Below are 19,863 nucleotides of genomic sequence, written 5' to 3'. Positions count from 1 at the left end.
CTTATTAGGGAACGGCTTCAGCCGCTGCGAAGAGCACGGAGAGGTCGAATGGGTTCAGGCACGCGCACGGCTGCAGCTTTCCTTCTGTTCCTGGTTTGCAGCTCTTTTCTCGCCCATGCGCAATACCGGGCGAACCTGTGGACTGCGGACGAAGGCTTGCCCCAGGGTGCGTTCCGCGGCGTTGCGCAAACTTCCGATGGCTACCTGTGGCTCTCAACTCTTGACGGCCTGGCGCGCTTCGATGGCATCCGCTTTTTTCTTTTTGACCGCGAGAATAGCCCAGGCATCGAATCGAACCGGTTTACCGGCCTGCGCAGAGGCGTTGGGGACGACCTATGGATGATTTCTGAGGCCGGTGTAACCCGGTATCACCAAGGTTCGTTTCAAACGATCTACAACCCTCGCAAGGACTACAACAGTATCATTTTCTCCGAGATGGGGGATGAGCACGGTCACATCTGGATTCAGTTGAAAGATCGCATTCTGCAATGGGACGAGCGAACGCAGCGATTCATCGATATAACCCCGAAGGACATGAGAATTCCCTACAAGGACATCAAATGGGCAGGAGGGGCGTGGGGAGTCGTCGCGTCCCAACTTTATGTTTTCTTCAAGGGACAATTTCATATATACGCCCTGCCAAAATGGCTCCCGCGCGATGCAGTTGCAGCCATAGCCGCGGATGATGATGGAACCTTCTGGCTTAGAAGGAAGGATGGCCGGTACGTCAGTTCGCGTGATGGAGTCTTTGTTTTACACTCCGGCGAGATCTTCATCCCGCACAAGGACAGCCATGGGAATATCTGGCAGGTCCAGCTAGGATCCGATTTCTTCCGTTCAGTGCGCTACTCCTCTGCCAAAGGTGAGCAGTCGCTATCGTTCGGGATGATGTTTGAAGACAGGGAGGGAACACTCTGGTTTGCCAGAGACGGAGTGGGCTTGTACCAAATGGAAAGACAGCAGGTGCGCACTCTGTCAAGGGAGCAAGGGCTTGAAACAGCCGATATCTATTCGCTCCTGAAGAGTAGGGCAGGCGGGATGTGGATTGGAGGCTGGCCGAATCTCATTCTTTACGATGAAGGGCGTTTTACCAACTACACAGTGAATGATTTCGCACCAGGGAACCTGATTACTGCCTTGCTGGAAGACAGTTCAGGCAAACTTTGGGTCGGAACCCATGGCGGCCTTCGAGTGCTGACAGAAGGTAAATTTCAGCGGCCGCCCACCGGCCTTGTGTTGCCAGAACACTCGATCGTGCAGACGATGTATCAAGACAGGGAAGGAACGTTGTGGTTTGGGACCAATGGCGGCCTCGTGTCATACCGCGATGGCAAAAGTCATACGTACAGTGGGACCGAAGGTGTTTCTACAAGAGACCTAAACGTCATCACGCAAAGTGCTTCGGGATCTCTGTGGTTTGGCGGATACCAATTTCTGGCGAGATACGATCACGGCCGTTTCACCTCCTTAAGCCGAGGTGAGTTTTTAGCCAGGGGTGCGGTCTGGGCTTTGTACGAGGATCCCCAAGGTATCCTCTGGATTGGCACCTATGACAATGGGTTGTTGCGCCTTCAGAACGAGCAGGTGACTCACTTCAGCACGCGCAATGGGCTTTTCGATAATGGAGCCTTTGCAATTCAGGAAGACGATCGCGGGAATCTATGGATCAGTTCGCATCATGGGATTTACAGGGTAAAAAAGCAGGAGCTGAACGACGTTGCTGCCGGAAAACGAAGCCGCATTACGTCCATTGTCTACGGCAAGCGAGACGGCATGCTCAACATAGAATGCAATGGCGGTATCGCTCCAGCCAGTGCGAAAGACAATGCCGGAAGGTTGTGGTTCCCGACGCAAAATGGCATCGCCGTCATCGATCCTGCGAGTGTCTCTCCCGGTCCACCGGCCCCCAAAGTGGTGATTGAATCAGTGCTGGTTGACCAGGTGCAAACGTCCAATGCCAGATTCGTTTGTCTCGCGCCCGATCAGCATAACCTCGAGATCGATTACACGTCACCCAGCTTGATCAAGTCCGATCAGATTACATTTCGTTACAAGCTGCTGGGGCTCGACCCGACGTGGACCGACATGGGTACCAGGAGGAGGTTGTACTTCTCTCACCTGCAGCCCGGTAAATACACTTTGCAGTTAATCGCAGCGAACATTGACGGGGTATGGAATACGGACCCACAAGAGCTGAGCATCCATGTGCTCGCCCCCTTTTATCGCACGGAGTGGTTCATGATGACGCTTCTGCTTGGCGTGGTCCTGCTCACGATTTATATGTGGAGACGGCGAGTATCGATGCTGCAGCGCGCGGAACGCCAACAGCGTACATTTTCGCAAGAATTGATCGCTTCCCAGGAGCGCGAGCGGAAGCGGATCGCAGCGGAACTTCACGACTCCCTGGGACAACGCTTGATCGTAATCAACAATTTAGCGCTGATGACACTGCTTGAGCGACGCGCACGTGCGGATGAAGGCGAAGAGCCGGACCCCATGGAAGAGATCAGCGCCGAGGCGCAGATCGCCCTTGACGAAACCCGGCAGATTTCCTACAACTTAAGGCCTTTCCAGTTGGATCGCCTGGGTCTTGCCAAAGCTGTCGAGGCGTTGGCTCATAAGGCTTCGATCGCCGGCCGCTTCAAAGTAATCGTGGAGATTGGGGACATCGATCAAGCGTTTCCTGAGGAACTGCGGATCAACTTCTACCGGATCGTTCAGGAAGCGCTGACGAACATAATGAAGCATGCAGAAGCCACCTGCGTGATGGTCAAGGCCGTACGAGATCCCGATCGAATAACACTGGTGGTACAAGACAACGGCCATGGCTACCCTGCCGAATCGAATCGGTCAGCCGCGGCGCTGGGCGGGTTCGGAGCGATTGGGATGGCGGAGCGGGCTACCCTTTTGGGTGGAACCATAACCACCCGGTCCGAACTGAATCAAGGAACGACGGTCACTGCGGAATTTGTTTTGAGCAAACAGGCGGCTGTATGAAAATGGCATGGTTTGCCTACCACCCTGGTATTACAGGGCGGCGAAGCGTACGACGATCGAATCCAACCCGGTAAGATCCTGCTTGGTCACGTAGGCGCACGCACCTGCCTTTTGCGCTGCAGCCCGAAGTTGGTCGTCATCGTAGTCGGTCAAGATAACGACCCGGGCGAAGGGATAGCATTCGCGAAGCTGTTGCGTGGCCGCCAGGCCGTCAAGATGTTGCATCTTGATATCCATTAAAACTATGTCTGGAAGGCACTCCGTATACATCGCGAGTGCTTGTGATCCATCGGCACATTCAAAGATGTTCGATGCGATTTTTCTTAGGGCTCGCCGCAGCAGTTTTCTTATGCCCGCATTGTCGTCTACTATCAAGATCGTCATCGTGCGATTTATGGTCTCAGCAAAAAATCTCTGCGCGTTGGAGCGAATGCAGAACCGCCGCGTGCGCGGGTTTCAAATAACAGGGCAACTGAGTTCGAAGATCGGTTCCACCGTCCAGGCCTGATGACGGTTGAAAATGGATTACCCCGCATCTTCTGACGCAATCATTTGGGACCCTGATAGGGCATTTGTCTTCCAGAACTCAGCCTGACGAGGCGAAATCACATGCGTCAATATACTGAGTCTAGACGAGCTAAAAACACATTGGAAATGAGTGTGGCCACATACCGATTATGCGTGACCACACTTAAACCAGACTACCCCTTCCAAGAACCCTAGACCTTGTGTGACAACGCACAGGCTACCGTGTAGCAACCCCTATTTCTTCCCCGATGGTTGTCTCTTAAGATGCCACAAGTACTCGATCTGCACGGCGCCCTGGGGCGGGAGGAGCGCCGCACCGCCCGTGAAGGACCCAGAAGCAATGCGCAAGCATCGGGCTTCTTCAACGGCGGCTTGATGAAAGGCGGATCTGGCACGCAGCAAGCGCTAATCCGTTTCTGTTCCCCGCTTGCGCGATCAGCGGCAAGGATTGAACACACCGAGGCCTCTTCCGATGAATAAACTGCTACGCCAACTGGTCAAGCCCTATCGCGCCGGCCTAGTGATCATCTTCCTGGCCATGGTGATCGAAACTCTCATGGGGTTGGCTGCGCCGTGGCCCATCAAGATCATTATTGATAATGTGGCAGGCAATCACCGGCTCGCTATTTTCGCGGACGCTGAACGATACTTTCCCGCCTTGATGCATACCCTCGGAACCGGCAACTTAAGGGTGGCCGGGTTCGCAGGTTTGCTGGTAGTGCTCATCGCACTCATCGGTTCAATCGCGTCTTATGTTGAGGATTACCAGACCGAAAGCGTTGGGCAGTGGATCGCGCACGACCTGCGGCTACGGACCTACGATCACTTGCAGCGACTTTCGCTTTCCTTCTACGACACCCATCAAACCGGAGCCCTGCTAAGCACGATTACCAACGACATCCTGACGATTGAGAATTTCGCATCGTCTTCCACGCTGGCCATGTTGGTCGACATTCTGACCATTGTCGAAATGCTGGTGCTCATGTTCCTGCTTGACTGGGACTTCGCGCTGATTGCTGTCGGGGTCACTCCATTTCTGCTCTTCTTTATGGCTCGCTTCAAGAAGGCGGTCCGACAAGCTACGCGGAACGTAAGACAAAAGGAGTCGGATATCCTGTCGATCGTGCAGGAGGGCCTGGAGTCTGAACGCGTGGTCCAGGCCTTCGGTCTCGAAGAACTGGAGGAGAAAAAACTCGAGGGAGCCAGCCGCGCCAGCGTCGATGCGGCTTTAAGTGCGAGGCGGGTCAAAGCGCTGATGTCTCCACTTACGAACATGATTGTTGCGCTCTGTACCGGCTTCGTATTGTGGCGTGGTGCAGCGCTGATCGTACACGGTTCTATGACGGCAGGCACGCTCATCGTGTTCCTGGCTTATCTAACTCGCTTCTTCAAGCCTGTGCAGGACATCGCGAAGATGACAAACAACATTGCGCAGGTCGGCGTGGCTGTCGAGCGTGTGCAGGCGATTCTCGAGACGGATGTGACCATTGCTGAGCGGGCAGATGCGCAGGAGCCGCAGGCAGTCCGGGGCGAGATAGTCTTCGATCACGTTGGTTTTGGCTACGACAAGCAGTCGCCAGTTCTGCAGGATGTACATTTCACAGTCGAACCAGGCCAATTCTGCGGCATCGTCGGTCCCACGGGCGGAGGCAAATCGACGGTTGTGAGCCTTATTGCGCGTTTTTACGATCCGACGTGCGGGGGAGTGTCGCTCGATGGCGTCGACATCCGGAACTACAAGTTGCGTGGATTACGCAACCAACTTGGATTTGTATTGCAGGACACCGTTCTGTTTCGCGGCTCGGTTCGTGACAACATTGCGTACGGGCGCCCATCCGCAACCGAGGAGGAGATTCGCGAGGCTGCCCGCATGGCGAATGCCGAAGAGTTTATCCTCCGCATGCCGCGCGGCTACGACACGATCGTAGGGGAGCGAGGCCTGACGCTTTCCGGTGGGCAACGTCAGCGAATCGGGATCGCTCGTGCGATCGTCCGCAACAGTCCCATACTAATACTAGATGAGCCGACAGCCGCCCTAGACACGGAGTCTGAAACGCTCGTGATCGAGGCACTGGAGAGGCTTATGAAGGGACGTACCGTCATCACGATTGCGCATCGGCTCAGCACAATTCGTTGCGCCGACAAGATTGTGGTGCTCAAGGGAGGGGTTGTGGCTGAACAAGGCACGCACGAGGAGCTCATGTCCGTAAGGGGAATTTATCACGGGTTGCACAACTTGCAGATGGGTAGGACAGCCCCGGCGCCCGCTGCCGCTGTTCCCATTTACTGCGACGTGAAGGAATCGGCCGAAATAGCGGCCGTCGGAAGTTAACCGTGTGTCCATGGCGTAAGCGAGCTTCGGCTGACGGTCGCGATCAAAGGTCGCAAGTGGAAGTTGCTTACGCACACAGAAGGAGTTTATGGCCCGCTCTCTGATTGTTCTGCCAGATGATTCTGCCGCGCCCATTCTGAACGCCATTCAACAAGCCAAAACATCTCTGCATATCAAGATGTTTGTGTTCTCCGATGCAGCCCTGGTTCATTCCGTGCTAACGGCGCACCAGCGAAAAGTAAAAGTCCGAGTGATGTTGAACCCGGCAAGACGCAGTGGCCAGGAGGATAATCTGGGCACGCGCGGACTACTGGAACGAGCGGGCATTGAGGTGTTGGACAGTAACCCTGCCTATGACATCACTCACGAGAAGTCTGTCGTCATTGACGGGCGCGCTGCGCTGATCCAGTCACTGAACTGGGAATCAAAGAACTTTGAAAAGGTTCGTGATTATGCTGTGATGACAACCCATAAAAATGAAGTGGCTGAGATCGTCGCCTGCTTTGAAGCAGACTGGCACCGAGCCCCGTTTGCACCTGGAAGTGGCGATCTGCTCTGGTGCAAGGGAAACGCGCGCGAGCGCATCGCGCACATAATCGATGCTGCCCGGCACTCGCTCATCGTGCAAAACGAGCGATATCAGGATCCGGTGATCATTGAGCGCCTGGTGCGGGCACGTAGGCGAGGCGTGAAGGTGCATATGTTCGCCCGCGCACCTCACATGCTCAAGCAGGAAAAGCTGGTCGAAGGCCTGGAAGGTCTGCGCATCATGGACGATGTTGGGATCAAGATCCATACCGTAAAGCACCTTAAACTGCATGCCAAGATGTTGCTGGCGGATGGAGAACGGGCGATCATCGGGTCAATCAACCTTACGCCCGGAAGCTTCGATAGCCGGCGAGAGTTAGCCATCGAAGTCACGGACAAACATGTAGTCAATCGTCTGCATCAGGTCGCCGCGCACGACTGGGAACATTCGCGACCACTCGACCTTAGTGATCAAGCGATCCTTGAGGATCTGAAGGGCCGCCTGGACCCATGCGGCCTGGCGCTTGATTGTGCACCGGGCCGTTAGCGATAGAGGGGATATGCACCGCTTCGGGCTGCGGCCTGTTTGTTACTTTTGGATTGTTCTCCTGGGATGCATGACGTGCCGTGCGGATGTGATTCGCTTCGGCGAGCAGGAAGCTGTTACCGGGCAGGTAGTAAGCGTGAACCGGGGCAGCATAACCTTTCGCTCCGATCACCTGGGATTGCTCCACTTTAACGTCACCCCGGACCTGACCATTAGCATCGACGGGCTCATCACCATTGAGAGCACAGATGGTAGGAAACTGGTGGGATTGATGCGACCGGACAGTGGGCCGAGATGGACTTTGCTGGTGAACGGGGGCGTTCAGGAGGCGAGCATTACTCCAGAGCAGATCGTCAGCTTGCGGCTTACTCCAGCGGCAAGTTTCAGCAGCAAGGAAGTAGCTCCCACCGAGACTCGCGAGAACTCGTGGGAAGGCGCGACCAACAAGCCCTCGGTGACGGGCGCCTGGAATCTGGAATCCGCTTTCTCCTTCACTGGCGTCCAGGCCACCAAGGACCGAAGGCTCCTCAACTGGACCGGCAAGCTCGAAGAGGTGACGAACAAAGGGCATCTGACCTTCAGCGGAGACCGCATCTATAGCACGTCGAGCAATCCTAAGACCGGGAAGCACAATACGGATGACGACGAAACGCATGGGGAAGCCCAGTACACCAAGAGCATTGGACCGCGAACGTCAGCGTACCTTGACTTCAGGGGCACTTCAGACCAGACCAATCTTATCGATCATGCATTCACGGCAAGCGGCGGTTTGCGCTACAAACTAGTACGGAGCGATAGCATCAAGGTCACCCTGTTTGGAGGCCCGTCGTGGCTTGATTACGCATTTCTTCCGAACGACGGCGTGCCCACCCAGGGCCTGCAGTTCGGCGCGGCGCAAATTGGCTATAACGCAGAGCTCGATCTCCCGGCGAATACCGTAATCAAGCAGGATTTTACATTCAACCAGGGAGTAGACAGCGGCCACTCCTTTGAGGCCACAGCTTTGTTCACCGTACGTCACATGTTAAATAGCTGGCTTTACGTAGACGCCAGGGTCTTCGACGACTACGACTCTCGTACTGCGTACCAGGCTGAGCACAGCCGGCTGCGATACTCCGGCGGAGTGGGAGTTAAATTAAGTGCCTTCTAGCGAGCCTGGGAAAGGCGGAATGCGACGCACGCTGTTCATGGTCTGTCTTGCAGCGGTCCTTGTGAATGCCTGCGGGGCAGCAACGCCCGCTGATACCGCCAGCAAGATCCTCGTGCCTGACCACAGCACCGCCTTTTCTGCAGCCGTGGATGAGATTGTGAACGCCGAGATTCTGGAAAACGGCATTCCATCTGTAACTGTGGCGGTTGTCGACAAGGGCTGCCTGGTGCACTCCGGCGCCTACGGTCTAGAGCGAGTGAGCCCGGACACCGTGGCCAACGTGTCGACAGCTTACCTGTTGGACTCGCTGACCAAGCAATTCACAGCCGCGGCCGTCATGCTCCTGGTGCAACAAGGTAAGCTCGACCTTGACGTGCCGATCAAGACGTATGTTTCATACGCTCCCAGTAGCTGGGACAAAATCACCTTGCGCCATCTTCTGAATCACACCTCTGGCTTGCCAAGAGACTCGAAATGGGGTTACTCCTCCGTGCGAGACCAGGCTGAACACCCCGACAGCGTTCTGAAACATTTCATCTTCAACCAGGCGCTCGCAACCGAGGCGGGAGACAAGTACAGATACAGTAATGCGGGATATGTAGCCCTCGGAGCCATCGTGGGGAAAGTGAGTGGTGTGCCTTTGTATGCCTTTCTGCAGCAACACGTTTTTCGTCCGCTGGATATGACGAACACGGCGGTCAACGATCGCGGTGGCGCGCCCCGCCATGGAGCCCGCGGATACGATTATGACGCGACCAAGAACACCTGGACGCAGCACGAGGAAGGCTATCAGCCGCTGGCCGCCGGCGCCTTACAGTCGACCGTGGGCGACCTGGTGAAATGGGACATCGCATTACGCTCTACCAGCATTCTGAGCGAGAAAAGCAAGCAGCAGATGTGGACGCCTGCCGCGTTGAGCGACAAGACGCCTGTCAACTACGGCCTGGGATGGGCAATTGCCGAACTCCAGAATAAGCAGAAGGTGGTTTGGCATAGCGGCGGGGGTTGGGGATTCAACAGTGCTTTCCTTCGTTTTGTCGACACGGGTGTAACCGTGATCGTCTTGACCAATCGCCAATCCGATAAGGATGGTCCCGACCATGCCACGGAGATGGCGCAGGCAATCGCCGCCGCATTTAACCCTGCTCTCAACATGCTTCCGGCTCCGCCCGCTCCCACCTGCCAGAGCAGCAGTATCTCGCCACTGCAAACGACGGTCGATTGCTACCCTGATCCTCGCCAGGCGAAAACGGAAACGCCTTCTGAAAACTCCGAAAAACAGGTAAACTCCAACAGGCTGATACCCGAGTGAGCCGGCGCAGGGGGCGACATTTGCTGGTAGTTCACCTGCTCATGTCTTCGATTCTACTTAGCGCCCGCGCAACGGGCCGTTCTCCGCAGGAATGGGAATTACTCACCTATGACGGGAGCGCGCCCGCACTCGATTGGAACCCGCTTCGAGGGTTTATGCCGGACGGAGTCGATCAGGCCGATAGCACTTTCCCGCACAGCATGGTTTGGATCAATTTGCCTTTGCGGCCGATCATGACGGGGCCTTCTTCCTTCGATTGGACGTCTGTCGAAGAGGCGCTTAATCATGTGCGTTCCCTTGGGTACCAAACCGTTCTTCATTTCTACGTCGACTACCCGGGGTACTCGACAGGCATTCCTCAGTTTCTGCTGGATGAAGGCCTTCAGACTTTTACTTACGGCGACCTCAAAAATAACGGGAAGAGCATCTGTCCTGACTACCGTGACCAACGGATCGTGCAGGCATTCACCGCGTTCTTGATTGCTCTTGGCGCTCGCTATGACGGAGACCCCAGAATTGCATCCATTGTGCCTGGCTTGTACGGCTTTCGCGGAGACTGGCAGGTTGGGCAACATTCCAGTTGGGAGATGTTCCCTTTTGATAAAGATCTGCTGGTATCGACCATGGAGCGGTCTTTCAAAAAAACCATGTTGCAGCTTCGCCACCCATCTGACTCGGCTGACCACGATCTGATCCGCAAATTCGGACTCTACGATGCAGCGTTCGTAGAGCTTACGTTGGGCAGTCATGCCTGGAACTTCTGGCAGCAGGTGCAGAGTTCGGACATGACAGATCTGTGGCAAACGCAACCCATGACGGCCGGTCTTTCGCCTCTCGGGTTTGATAAAACGGGCGTATTCACTGACAAAGCAACAACAGAAGGGAAAAAGGTGCTGGAGTGCATTCGAACGACACACCTGAGTTGGCTGGTGGCTCCCGATATTTTCGACGCCAAGGGCATGCCGTCCCCCATGAAAAAGGATGACGTGTTGAAGGCAGATCGTTTGACTGGATATCAGCTTTCGGTGAGCGCGGTTTCTCTTTCACCGGATGCACAGAACGATCTTGCAGTCGAAGTCAGACTCGAGAACCATGGCATCGCGCCCTTTTATGGAAGATGGCCAATGGAGATCAGCACTGTTGATAGCAAGGGACACTTGGGTAGCCGCGTCATCGAGCATTGGCCTCTCGCTACCATTTTGCCGGGAAGTTCTCACGTGTTCTCTGCTAAGCTTGCAAACGCGGGAGGGATCGACGGCGCCCACCTGCTGATGCGCATCGTGACGCCGCTGCCCGGCATGCGCCCTGTGCGTTTCGCGAACATCAGCCAGGACGCTACGTTAGATGGCTGGCTCACCCTGGCGAACATCCGGCCTAAAGCGCACAAGTGACGCCCGCGAGGCGCTCCTATTCATCGCTCATGTTGATCTGAGCGCGGCGGAAGGCGAAATCGTCTACATGCACTCCGCCCTGAAAGGGACGGTTGATATCTGCGATCGCTACCAGCACAAGCGAGAGGAGCAGCGATAATGCAGACACCTGGATCGCATGAAGAACTCTGCTGGCAGCGCCGAACATGCATGTAGAGGCGATGGTGATCACGGCTCCTACCAGCAGAACCCACCAAAGAACCCCGGGAATACGAGAAGCAAATTGCACGAGCCGAGTGCGGCGATACCCCGTCAGCGAACTGATCTCGGTGAGTATATGATTCTTAGCACCTATTTCGGAGGGGTTTGACGTAGGTGTCTGCTCCAGTAGCCGCCACATCTCATTGCAGATTTTGTCACTCGCCACCGGTAAGATATTCCGGTTCATTTCATCCCATTCTTGATTGACGACGACATCAGCGTATTTGCGGGCCAGTAACCGAAGTTGTTCTTCCTCTGAAGCAGGCAGACCTGCCGCCTGGCGGTAGACATTTACCAAGGCATTCGCTTCCTGCCCGGCGTTCAGCTCTGCTGTCCCAAAATCTATCCACACCGTATAGAGCATGAACCCTACGATCACGGCATAGGTGGTACCGAGAACCGAGAGCTGCCACCCGATCAGGTCGTTGTGAGCTCTGCGTATATCATGCGGCCAGAATCGGTTAACGATCCACATGAAGAAGAGAGACGCAGCGACCGAGAGAGCGACGACAGCCAGATTGTCTAATGTGCTTAACATGGTTGCTATAAGCCTTTTGTCAGAGGCGTCGCACGCTGGTCACTGTGCTCGCGATCAGCGCGTCCGGGTAGAGAGCGATCGGCGCTACCATCGCGTCCAGTTGCGCAGTGCTAAAGGGCGCCAGCGACGGCGGAACGCTTGAGGCCGATAAAGGCTCACCCACATTCTGCTCTTGGTTTATGAGAGCAGCATGCCCGCGACCGGTAAGGGCTACGATGAAGCAAATAGATGTCAGAAGCGAAGGCTTGCGCAAGGTATAGGTCACTTGTTTCCTCTGAGGCCACCGTCTAGCCGCACCTTACAACAGGGCTCACCGAAAGCAAATATAGGGATCTACACAAGCGTCTGTGTAGCAACGCACAGAGCGGCGCCCAAGCGGCTGCAGATCGCCTGTCTGGTGATCTTGCGAGCGAAAGCCGACGAAGCCCCCACGCCGGCATCGTCAACTTAATGGGCGCTTGTATGTTCAATACTGAACATGACGGCCGATTTTTTCCGGCCTTCTAAAGAACCGCAGGCAATCTAGCTGGTCGTGAACGAAAAGATATCAGGGAATGGCATGATGTCAGATGTATGCCTGGCGACAAGAAAGGCCTTGGTCTTCTTTAAGCTTCCATTGCCTGCCAGCAGAGGTGGTCGTTTTCCTTCGCTTCAAGTTCTTGCTCCGTCGGCATAGAGGCAACCGTGGAAAAGCAGAAGAGGCAAATCGAATCAGACATTCCGTTTTTGTTCAAGCTCCGGGCAAAAACTTTGATGGGGTTCGAACTGGACCGGGGCATAGCTCTCCGTTCTTTGCCCATATGTTTCTGAGGCGAGGATGTGCTTTGAAGAGTAGACCTGGGTTTCAGAAATCCACAAAGTAGGGCGGAACCTGCCATTATCAAGCAGGGACCTAACGTTCGCTCACATCTTCCAACTGCCGCACCCGATAGAGATCGATTACTTCAGAAATGCATTTGCCTGCGTGATCTTTGTACGCCTCAAATCTGCTGGGGGATGGTCACAATTGATCCAACACTCGGGATTGCGCTCACCGAACCATCTCAGCGGGTAGTCGGCGGCCGAGGCCTGGCGCAGCGCCGCTTTGTTGTTGGCAGAAGCGCCGAAGGCGACGAGAGGATGGTCTTCGTCCGTCATGGCAGCAATCTTAACGTGGCAATCACCGCCAGAGCCATTGGAACCTCATCGGATTCGTCGCGGTGTATTTAACGGTGTACTGAATGTTCCGGTGTCCGAGATAGTCCCGAATGGAGGCTCTAGGAGCGTTTTGGGAGGTGTGGCCGGCATTGTTCCCATCGTTCTTTTACCGTACGTTTTCCGAGCGGCGAGAGGTGTCTTTAAGAGTAGAGCACGGGAATGTCCGCCGTCCGGATCTCGACGGTCACACATTCCGTCGCCAGTCCTCTACATGCCCAATCACCCTGGGCTCCTCGAAATCTACACAGACTCTTACCTCCCGGCGATAGAACGACCTTTTATCCTTCACGCGCTTATGGCCGAATAGAATCGATTTCCCACGCAAGGGGAACAGGATCCTACTCACCATGTACACCACGCATTTGGAATGGCCATAGGTTCCTTCTTCCAGTTGCAGCAGGTCTCCAGTCTTAATGTGAAAGAGAGCAGACTCTTCGACGTGGAGTTGATTCATTTTGGACTTGAACTCGGCTTTCAAGACTCTCATCTCTTGTGTGGGTTCTGTCGCAATAAGGCGACTTGTTATTCTTTGGACGGACGGAGAGGTGTTGAAGAGCCATGAAGCAGACGATGAATCCGATGGTGACAAAGGTATTAAAGCGGTTGCATTATCCACTGGATGTGATTCTGCTTTGTGTTCGCTGGTATAGCGCGTATCCGTTGAGCCTCCGCCATCTAGAGGAAATGATGGCCGAGCGTGGGACCTCTGTCGATCACTCGACCGTGCACCGTTGGGCGATCAAATTGTTGCCAGTGCTGGAGAAGGCGTTCCGGCGCGTCAAGCGCAAGGTGGGGAGGAGTTGGCGGATGGACGAGACCTACATCAAGGTGAAGGGCGAATGGCAGTATCTATACCGCGCCGTTGATAAGGCAGGCAAGACCGTCGATTTCTTGCTGCGGGCGCATCGCGACAAGGCGGCGGCACGCAGGTTCTTTGAACAGGCGATCGAACGGAATGGCGCACCAGAAAAAGTAACCATCGATAAGAGTGGCTCGAATGTGGCGGCTTTGGAAACCATCAACGCCGAACGAGGGAAGCAGATCCTCGTGCTCCAGTCCAAGTATCTAAACAACATCGTTGAGCAAGACCATCGTGGGGTGAAACGTCGAACCAGACCGATGCTCGGCTTCAAGGATGTTCGCTGCGCTCGCATCCTTCTTTCCGGCATTGAACTCATGCGCATGATCAGCAAAGGACAAATGAAAACTGGCCGCAGCGGACAAACCCCTGCACAGCAGTTCTACTCCTTAGCAGTATAAGTAGCCCCACCCCATCGGCATTTCATCGTTCATATATCCTTATCGCGACAGAACCCTTTTTATTTCCAGCTATCCAGCTTCATCGAACAGGAGATTAAGGCAAAACGCATTTCCCCCGGATGGTTGATGCCGAGCGAGCAGGAGATCTGCGAAAAGCTGGGCGTCAGCCGGACGGTTGTTCGCCAGGCGATGGCGGGCCTCGAGCGGCGCGGCTTCATCACCAAACAAAGTGGAAAGCGCAGCGCCATTTCCTATCCGAAATATAACGGTAGCCTCATGCAGAATCTGCGTGGTTTCTATGAGGATGCTGTATCGAAAGGACAGAAGCCGACTACGCGTGTGCTTGACCTGGATGTTATCGACGCTAAAGGCGACTATGCCGAGGCACTCGCTTTGAATGAGGGGGATCGGGTTATCAGACTGAACCGGCTTCGCTTCCTCGATGGTGAACCGGAGGTTCTTGTAGTCACTTATATTCCTGAGGCAAGATGCCCCGAATTGGTTCGAGAAGACTTCACGCAGCAATCTCTTTATGGAGTCTTGGCGGAAAAGTACAAACTGGCAATCTCTCGAGGGCACCGCACTGTAGAAGCGATTGCGCTCGACCGCGCAGACGCCAAGCTGCTAAAGCTACCGCCCAACAGCCCCGCGCTCCTGCTAAAGAGCATTGGCCTGCTCGAGGATGGCAGACCTCTCGAATACTTTGTCGCGAAACATCGCGGAGATCGCAGCAAATTTCATATCGACCTTGTCCGCGACGCCAACCCGTGACGCAAGAAACGAATACGACAAGGCCCCACAGGGACAGTCTAGCCATGCGAATTTCCTGCCGTATGGCAGGCGCGAACAAAATCCCTCTTCAGACTCTTGATTGAGGCACACCCGCTCAAGCTCATCGCCATGGCAAATTCTCTGCGCAGAATCTCAACAATCGTTGCCACTCCGGATGCTCCACCGGTAGACAACCCATAGATGTAAGGTCTTCCAATTGTCACCGCGTGCGCTCCGCAGGCAATCGCCTTAAATACATCGATTCCACGTCTGACGCCTCCGTCCAAAAGAACAGCCATCGAGCCTCCAATGCGCTCTGCAATTTCAGGAAGAACGGTGATGGAGGCAGGGACGCCGTCTAGCGCCCGTCCACCATGATTTGAGATGATGACCCCGTCGCATCCCGCATCTTTGGCTGCTTCCGCATCCTCTGCCCTGAGTATGCCTTTGACGAGCAGCGGCACCTTCAAGAATGAGCGCATCCACGTGAAGTCCTGCCAGGTAACATCTGCCGCACGGGCCTCGTTGTAAAGATTGCCTACGCTGGCGTGGGAGGCATGCGCAAGTGCAGAGCTCATTCCCTCAAGGTTAGCGCGTCCCATCCAGGAGGGAATGTCAAAGTCGGCACGGCGCTCTCGATCCCTCGCAGCGTTGGTTGGCAAATCCACCGTCACGCAAATCGCTTCAGCCCCGGCAGCCACAACTCGTTCTAAAAGTTCCCGGGTAAACCCGCGATCATTTTGAACATAGAGCTGAAACCACAGAGGTTTGCTGGATGCCCTTTGCATCTCTTCAAAGGTCACTGTCGAGAAGCAGGACGCTATGAGCGTGATGTCACTTTGATTCGCGCCTTCAACCGTCTCTCGCTCTCCATTGGGATGAAACAACTGATGAAATCCTACAGGCGATAGGAGGATTGGAGACGAATGTTCTCGACCAAAGAGCCTTACCGTCGTATCGAGTTTACTGACATCGCGCGGCAGTGCCGGCATTATCTCAAGGTGACCGAAAGCAGCGCGGTTCTTTCGCAGCGTACAATCGTCCCCCGATCCTCCGGCAATATATTCAAATGTAGCTTGTGGAAGAATGGAGCGCGCTGCCGCCTCGAAGTCTTCGAGATGAATGAGTGAAGGCATAGCATCATTATTTTATCCAAGATTGGGTTTACCCCCTCTAGGCCGTTCTGTGGCAGGGGGAGGGGTGATCGGTTCGGGCCGATGGGAGAGTTCGAGGCTGACCTCGGCCTATCACCCGGCGGGAATTGAGATAGCAGGGTAGCGCCCCCTCCGCATCACGAAGTTGCCAGCCTATCTCTTCAACTCGAAGCCCTCAAGAAAGCGGGCAGTACACCTATTTTCCGCGAGAAGGTCTCAGGAGCCTACCGCGAAAGGCCGGAGCTTAACCGGATGCTCGACCAATTGCGCCAAGGAGATGTGGTCATCGTCTGGAAGCTTGATCGCCTCGCACGTTCTACCCGCAATCTACTTGAGATCTGGAATCTATCAGTAACGCGAGTGCCCGCTTCCAGTCCATCTCCGAACCATTGGCAGATTTCACGACCCATGCGGGCAAGATGATCATGACCATCTTAGCCGGCATCGCTGAGTTCGAGCGTGACCTGACCCTAACCGGCGTCACATCAAGAAGAGCCAAACCAACCAGCCGATATAGAAAAAATGCTATATTTGTAAAATGGCAGTATCCGCCAAAACTCGCCAGGCGGTAATTTCTTGGGAGGGCGACTCGAGAGAGATTCTCCGTACTTGGCCAAAGCCCATCCGGGAAGACTTTGGCGTAGCGCTCGGGGAAATGCAGGAAGGGAACACGGCCGCCCTTCCAGTCAGACCGATGCCGTCGATTGCGGCTGGAGTTTTTGAGCTCAAGGATTCGGATGAGGGCAAGTGGTATCGCCTGATCTACCTGGCGCGTGTGAAAGACACCATCTACGTTCTGCACTGCTTCACAAAGAACACATCCAAAACGGAGAAGAGGGATCTGGCGACAGCCGAACAGCGGTGGAAACAGGTGCAGCAAAGGCTCAGGGAGGAGCAAAGTAATGAAAAACAAAAGCAACAGCGAGGAAAGATCCCCCCACCTGACGCGAGGAAGCGTGCTCGATGATCTCGGTTTTAGTTCTTCCGAAGCGCTAGAGATCAAGGTGAAGGCAGAGATTTATCACGATCTGCTCCGGTACATCAAAGAACGCGGGTTTGCACAGCAACAGCTTGGTACGCTCTTGGGCATTCATCAGCCGGACGTGAGCAATCTCCTGAACGGTCGCGTATCCAAGTTCAGCGTCGGCAAGCTCATCAAATTCGCCGGTAAACTGAACCTCGGAGCGCAGATCAGGCTTACAAAGCCGAAACCAGAAAAGCTGTCGGCTGGCGCAGCATCTGGCAAAACACACAAAGGAGTTTCTGCTTTAGTCTAGTGCCTTGCGAAGCGATTCTATATACAAGAACCTGTTGATGCTGCACTGACTTGCGAAGTACGCCAGCAACTGGAGTGGCGGTCGATTGCGCCTGCCGACGCAGCCGAGCGCTTGGGATCGCGAAGGCGTCTCACTCCAGCTACAGCTTTGGTTTTGGCCGTTTTTGGGGCGGCTTCTTTTCGGGGATCTGAATTCGGCTTCGAAACACTTCCACCTTGTGGCGATTGCCGCAGGTAGTCATGCTGCACCATCTTCTACGATGGGCTTTCGTTCTGTCGTGGAACCAAAGGACGCACGCAGAGCCTTCACACTGCCGGACCAGGTTGAGGTCGGCCACGCCGTGTCCTCTTGAAATCTACTACTTCGATCCCTTGCGCATCGCGCTTCTGTCACAAGGTGTTGCGAGGTCGAAACTACACCGCGCTCCGGTCGTCTAAAAGTATCACGAGCTATGCGAGGACAGCTCAAGGTGCATTCCTTAGCTAGGGTTCGCGAGCTATTCTACGCAGAACATCTCGGGAGCTCGCACCGATGGAGACCAAAGCTGTCATTGCAAACAGCACATCGGCAACGCGATCAATCAGCACAATGCTGAAGACAATCATAGAGAAGAATGCACAGCAGAGGCCGGCGTGTGACCAGAGCGTCTCTCCATCGGAACGTCTGCGAGAACGTACGGGCCTGGCGAAAGTTTGACTGAGCCTTTGGCCTTCTCCGGTCGGACGCCTTCCATCAATAAACGAGCCGACGGCAACTCGCCAAGCACAAGAAGCAGGAAGCCGGGTAGAGGTAAGAGAAAGCCGATCCCGACTGCCTGAAGCAGAGCGGTAATTTTGGTTCCGGTGCGGGAAAAGTTTGGTCCCATCTTCAGAAGCAAAGCAAACCCGAGGATGACGCACGGTACACCAGAGTTCGTGTTGACCGAGCCGAACAGGGAATTGAAAGATCCGTCGGCACACGAATTCTCGCCATCCAATGCAACTTACCTCGAATTGTGCTAATCACAGAGTTGTAACACTGCGTTAACAATTGAGGCTGCCGATGGCTAAGAAGTCGAAAAGCATGACAGATCCTATGCGTTTGAAACCACTCCGAAAGACAGACGGTGACGTTCAAGTCATTGTCGAAACGCCAAGGGGCTGTCGAAACAAGTTCGCATTCGATCCAGAACAAAAGATTTTTTCTTTGAAAAAGGTACTTCCAGCGGGGATGGCGTTTCCTTATGATTTCGGCTTCCTGCCAAAGACCCTGGCCGGAGATGGCGACGCCATCGATGTGTTGCTGCTCATGGACGAACCGGCATTTACTGGTTGTTTGGTTCCGGCTCGGTTGATCGGCGTCATTGAAGGGGAGCAGATTGACGGTAAGGAAAAGATCCGCAATGACAGGCTTGTCGCGGTCGCTGAGATGAGCCATGAGTACGCTCACCTGAGAAAGCTCTCCCAGTTGCCGAAACGGCTCCTCAAGGAGCTGGAGGAGTTCTTCGTAAACTATCACCGCCTTGAAGGCAAGGAGTACCGCTTGTTGGGATGCAGGGGAACGTCGGTTGCAATGAACCTCATCAACGAAGCGAAGACGTAACTCGATGAATGATCTACTGCTTCGATTCGTGATCGGGGGCGCCATAGTAAGCTCTTTTTCCGTGATTGGAGATATTCTGCGCCCGAAGAGTTTTGCTGGCCTGTTTGGTGCTGCTCCGTCCATTGCACTCGCAACTATCGGCTTGACCATCGCCCGGCACGGAAAAGCCTATGTTGCCGTTGAGGCTAGGTCGATGGTGATAGGCTCTATTGCCTTTTGCGTCTACGCGTGGCTAGCTTCGGCTACGCTGCTGCATCGGGAGGCCAGGTCGCCGGTCATCACGATGGCGCTTATGCCCGTGTGGTTCATCACTTCCTTTGGCTTATGGTACTGTTGCCTTCGATGATTAAGATACGCTTTAGCTCGCTTAAAGGAACGAAGGCGCATGAATATCTTCTGCGTTTCCTGCTTGGTGGCTTGGTAACTGCAGGCGCAGGCTTGATCGCAGACCAGTTTGGACCTGTCCCCGGCGGACTATTTATGGCGTTTCCTGCTATTTTCCCAGCCGCGGCGACCATGTTAGAAAAGCATGAGCGCGAGAAGAAACAGCATGCGGGTCTGCCGCCCGGAAAACGCGGCAGGATGGTGGCCGGCGTCGATGCTGGGGGCGCCGCGCTGGGGACGTTCGGTTTGGCTGCTTTCGCTTTTTGCGTCTGGAAATGGCTCCCGCGCGGTCAGACTTGGCTTGTTCTGGTCGTTGCCCTGGTTTGTTGGTTTTCTGTGAGCACGGGTCTGTGGTGGCTTCGAAGGCGACTGTAGATGCCAGCCTTTCGCGAAGCGCGATCGGGTGGCCAGACCGGCGTATCTGCTCAAATAGCTCTAACCTTACCCCTCCTGTTGGCCCAGCGACGCTTCATTGCTCCATCCAGACCAACCTGCCGAAATCAATTTAGGTGTCACCCTAGCAACCTTATCTAGGGTGCTGCTTCTTATTGGTTGTACGGGAATATGAGCCGCAGGTATCGAACCGAACGCCATAATTCCACCCTCTCCTGATCTTTTCCAGACACCTTCCCCGCGGTCCCTTCAGTAATGGCCTTTTATCCTGCACGTAAGCAGA

General features: G+C 54.8%; 18 protein-coding genes and 3 pseudogenes. 14 read left to right on the top strand and 7 right to left on the bottom strand.

What is annotated here, in order from left to right; all coding sequences use genetic code 11:
* Positions 1-48: 48 nt before the first annotated feature.
* Entirely contained in the window at positions 49-2,997 is a 2,949-nt protein-coding gene (locus tag ACPOL_RS31005; protein WP_114211244.1) for a sensor histidine kinase, read from the top strand.
* A 30-nt stretch (positions 2,998-3,027) separates the two neighbouring features.
* Here ACPOL_RS31005 and ACPOL_RS31000 read toward each other — a convergent pair whose 3' ends face one another.
* Positions 3,028-3,381 (bottom strand): response regulator transcription factor, encoded by a 354-nt coding sequence (locus tag ACPOL_RS31000; protein ID WP_114211243.1) that lies wholly within the window; start codon positions 3,379-3,381, stop codon positions 3,028-3,030.
* Positions 3,382-3,997: 616 nt separating this feature from the next.
* Here ACPOL_RS31000 and ACPOL_RS30990 point away from each other — a divergent pair.
* From ACPOL_RS30990 to ACPOL_RS30970, 5 genes are all read left to right on the top strand, one after another.
* Positions 3,998-5,857 (top strand): ABC transporter ATP-binding protein, encoded by a 1,860-nt coding sequence (locus tag ACPOL_RS30990; RefSeq protein WP_114211241.1) that lies wholly within the window; start codon positions 3,998-4,000, stop codon positions 5,855-5,857.
* A gap of 88 nt (positions 5,858-5,945) precedes the next feature.
* The gene (locus tag ACPOL_RS30985) at positions 5,946-6,932 is read left to right on the top strand and encodes a phospholipase D-like domain-containing protein (protein ID WP_114211240.1); all 987 of its coding nucleotides are present in this window, start codon (positions 5,946-5,948) and stop codon (positions 6,930-6,932) included.
* Positions 6,933-7,002: 70 nt separating this feature from the next.
* Entirely contained in the window at positions 7,003-8,082 is a 1,080-nt protein-coding gene (locus tag ACPOL_RS30980) for a DUF481 domain-containing protein (RefSeq protein ID WP_161557678.1), read from the top strand.
* Between the two features lie 19 nt (positions 8,083-8,101).
* Positions 8,102-9,394 carry a serine hydrolase domain-containing protein gene (locus tag ACPOL_RS30975; protein WP_114211238.1) on the top strand — a complete coding sequence of 431 codons (1,293 nt, stop codon included), beginning with the start codon at positions 8,102-8,104 and terminating at the stop codon, positions 9,392-9,394.
* Between the two features lie 41 nt (positions 9,395-9,435).
* The gene (locus ACPOL_RS30970) at positions 9,436-10,785 is read left to right on the top strand and encodes a DUF4832 domain-containing protein (RefSeq protein ID WP_236657613.1); all 1,350 of its coding nucleotides are present in this window, start codon (positions 9,436-9,438) and stop codon (positions 10,783-10,785) included.
* Positions 10,786-10,801: 16 nt separating this feature from the next.
* Here ACPOL_RS30970 and ACPOL_RS30965 read toward each other — a convergent pair whose 3' ends face one another.
* The 4 genes and pseudogenes from ACPOL_RS30965 to ACPOL_RS35230 all read right to left on the bottom strand — a co-directional run.
* The gene (locus ACPOL_RS30965) at positions 10,802-11,563 is read right to left on the bottom strand and encodes a bestrophin-like domain (RefSeq protein ID WP_114211236.1); all 762 of its coding nucleotides are present in this window, start codon (positions 11,561-11,563) and stop codon (positions 10,802-10,804) included.
* A gap of 19 nt (positions 11,564-11,582) precedes the next feature.
* Positions 11,583-11,828 carry a DUF3300 domain-containing protein gene (locus ACPOL_RS30960; RefSeq protein ID WP_114211235.1) on the bottom strand — a complete coding sequence of 82 codons (246 nt, stop codon included), beginning with the start codon at positions 11,826-11,828 and terminating at the stop codon, positions 11,583-11,585.
* A gap of 674 nt (positions 11,829-12,502) precedes the next feature.
* Positions 12,503-12,700 carry a hypothetical protein gene (locus ACPOL_RS30955; RefSeq protein WP_114211234.1) on the bottom strand — a complete coding sequence of 66 codons (198 nt, stop codon included), beginning with the start codon at positions 12,698-12,700 and terminating at the stop codon, positions 12,503-12,505.
* A 22-nt stretch (positions 12,701-12,722) separates the two neighbouring features.
* Positions 12,723-12,812 (bottom strand): annotated as a pseudogene (locus tag ACPOL_RS35230) (pilus assembly protein); the annotation flags it as partial.
* 506 nt (positions 12,813-13,318) lie between these two features.
* On the opposite strand from ACPOL_RS35230, the gene ACPOL_RS30945 reads away from it, so the two are divergent.
* Together ACPOL_RS30945 and ACPOL_RS30940 are read left to right on the top strand one after the other, a co-directional pair.
* On the top strand, positions 13,319-14,020 hold the full coding sequence (locus tag ACPOL_RS30945; RefSeq protein WP_201759354.1) for an IS6 family transposase: 702 nt from the start codon (positions 13,319-13,321) through the stop codon (positions 14,018-14,020).
* A gap of 126 nt (positions 14,021-14,146) precedes the next feature.
* A complete protein-coding gene (locus ACPOL_RS30940; RefSeq protein WP_114211232.1) occupies positions 14,147-14,791 on the top strand; it encodes a GntR family transcriptional regulator in 645 nt (214 codons plus the stop codon).
* Between the two features lie 38 nt (positions 14,792-14,829).
* Here the strand turns inward: ACPOL_RS30940 and ACPOL_RS30935 are convergent, their stop codons facing one another.
* Positions 14,830-15,927 (bottom strand): alpha-hydroxy acid oxidase, encoded by a 1,098-nt coding sequence (locus ACPOL_RS30935; RefSeq protein ID WP_114211231.1) that lies wholly within the window; start codon positions 15,925-15,927, stop codon positions 14,830-14,832.
* Between the two features lie 216 nt (positions 15,928-16,143).
* Between ACPOL_RS30935 and ACPOL_RS30930 the strand changes: the two are divergent.
* From ACPOL_RS30930 to ACPOL_RS30920, 3 genes and pseudogenes are all read left to right on the top strand, one after another.
* A pseudogene (locus ACPOL_RS30930) lies at positions 16,144-16,517 on the top strand (recombinase family protein).
* Positions 16,484-16,912 (top strand): type II toxin-antitoxin system RelE/ParE family toxin, encoded by a 429-nt coding sequence (locus ACPOL_RS36745; protein ID WP_114211230.1) that lies wholly within the window; start codon positions 16,484-16,486, stop codon positions 16,910-16,912. Before ACPOL_RS30930 ends, ACPOL_RS36745 begins: the two are co-directional and overlap by 34 nt.
* A complete protein-coding gene (locus tag ACPOL_RS30920) occupies positions 16,848-17,222 on the top strand; it encodes a helix-turn-helix domain-containing protein (RefSeq protein ID WP_114211229.1) in 375 nt (124 codons plus the stop codon). The genes ACPOL_RS36745 and ACPOL_RS30920 overlap by 65 nt, the downstream gene beginning before the upstream one ends.
* A gap of 139 nt (positions 17,223-17,361) precedes the next feature.
* Here the strand turns inward: ACPOL_RS30920 and ACPOL_RS30915 are convergent.
* Positions 17,362-17,553: pseudogene (locus ACPOL_RS30915) on the bottom strand (CGNR zinc finger domain-containing protein); the annotation flags it as partial.
* Positions 17,554-18,263: 710 nt separating this feature from the next.
* Between ACPOL_RS30915 and ACPOL_RS30905 the strand changes: the two are divergent.
* Genes ACPOL_RS30905 through ACPOL_RS30895 form a run of 3 tightly spaced genes read left to right on the top strand, consistent with a single transcriptional unit; the run spans position 18,264 to position 19,562 of the window.
* On the top strand, positions 18,264-18,803 hold the full coding sequence (locus ACPOL_RS30905) for an inorganic diphosphatase (protein WP_114211226.1): 540 nt from the start codon (positions 18,264-18,266) through the stop codon (positions 18,801-18,803).
* Positions 18,804-18,807: 4 nt separating this feature from the next.
* Positions 18,808-19,149, top strand: coding sequence for a DUF3147 family protein (locus ACPOL_RS30900; protein ID WP_114211225.1), 342 nt, complete (start codon positions 18,808-18,810; stop codon positions 19,147-19,149).
* Positions 19,146-19,562: a DUF3147 family protein gene (locus ACPOL_RS30895; protein WP_161557675.1), complete on the top strand. Its 417-nt coding sequence runs from the start codon at positions 19,146-19,148 to the stop codon at positions 19,560-19,562. Before ACPOL_RS30900 ends, ACPOL_RS30895 begins: the two co-directional genes overlap by 4 nt.
* Positions 19,563-19,863: the final 301 nt, after the last annotated feature.

Source organism: Acidisarcina polymorpha (assembly GCF_003330725.1).
GTDB lineage: Bacteria > Acidobacteriota > Terriglobia > Terriglobales > Acidobacteriaceae > Acidisarcina > Acidisarcina polymorpha.
Note: the sequence above shows the minus strand (reverse complement) of the source record. Positions and strands in the feature narration are given on the sequence as shown.

What these genes read in the sequence shown, in the direction of transcription:
- ACPOL_RS31005 (WP_114211244.1), top strand. Translation starts at nt 49, where the DNA reads ATGGGTTCAGGCACGCGCACGGCTGCAGCTTTCCTTCTGTTCCTGGTT.
- ACPOL_RS31000 (WP_114211243.1), bottom strand. Translation starts at nt 3,381, where the DNA reads ATGACGATCTTGATAGTAGACGACAATGCGGGCATAAGAAAACTGCTG.
- ACPOL_RS30990 (WP_114211241.1), top strand. Translation starts at nt 3,998, where the DNA reads ATGAATAAACTGCTACGCCAACTGGTCAAGCCCTATCGCGCCGGCCTA.
- ACPOL_RS30985 (WP_114211240.1), top strand. Translation starts at nt 5,946, where the DNA reads ATGGCCCGCTCTCTGATTGTTCTGCCAGATGATTCTGCCGCGCCCATT.
- ACPOL_RS30980 (WP_161557678.1), top strand. Translation starts at nt 7,003, where the DNA reads ATGACGTGCCGTGCGGATGTGATTCGCTTCGGCGAGCAGGAAGCTGTT.
- ACPOL_RS30975 (WP_114211238.1), top strand. Translation starts at nt 8,102, where the DNA reads ATGCGACGCACGCTGTTCATGGTCTGTCTTGCAGCGGTCCTTGTGAAT.
- ACPOL_RS30970 (WP_236657613.1), top strand. Translation starts at nt 9,436, where the DNA reads ATGTCTTCGATTCTACTTAGCGCCCGCGCAACGGGCCGTTCTCCGCAG.
- ACPOL_RS30965 (WP_114211236.1), bottom strand. Translation starts at nt 11,563, where the DNA reads ATGTTAAGCACATTAGACAATCTGGCTGTCGTCGCTCTCTCGGTCGCT.
- ACPOL_RS30955 (WP_114211234.1), bottom strand. Translation starts at nt 12,700, where the DNA reads ATGACGGACGAAGACCATCCTCTCGTCGCCTTCGGCGCTTCTGCCAAC.
- ACPOL_RS30945 (WP_201759354.1), top strand. Translation starts at nt 13,319, where the DNA reads ATGAAGCAGACGATGAATCCGATGGTGACAAAGGTATTAAAGCGGTTG.
- ACPOL_RS30940 (WP_114211232.1), top strand. Translation starts at nt 14,147, where the DNA reads ATGCCGAGCGAGCAGGAGATCTGCGAAAAGCTGGGCGTCAGCCGGACG.
- ACPOL_RS30935 (WP_114211231.1), bottom strand. Translation starts at nt 15,927, where the DNA reads ATGCCTTCACTCATTCATCTCGAAGACTTCGAGGCGGCAGCGCGCTCC.
- ACPOL_RS36745 (WP_114211230.1), top strand. Translation starts at nt 16,484, where the DNA reads ATGGCAGTATCCGCCAAAACTCGCCAGGCGGTAATTTCTTGGGAGGGC.
- ACPOL_RS30920 (WP_114211229.1), top strand. Translation starts at nt 16,848, where the DNA reads ATGAAAAACAAAAGCAACAGCGAGGAAAGATCCCCCCACCTGACGCGA.
- ACPOL_RS30905 (WP_114211226.1), top strand. Translation starts at nt 18,264, where the DNA reads ATGGCTAAGAAGTCGAAAAGCATGACAGATCCTATGCGTTTGAAACCA.
- ACPOL_RS30900 (WP_114211225.1), top strand. Translation starts at nt 18,808, where the DNA reads ATGAATGATCTACTGCTTCGATTCGTGATCGGGGGCGCCATAGTAAGC.
- ACPOL_RS30895 (WP_161557675.1), top strand. Translation starts at nt 19,146, where the DNA reads ATGATTAAGATACGCTTTAGCTCGCTTAAAGGAACGAAGGCGCATGAA.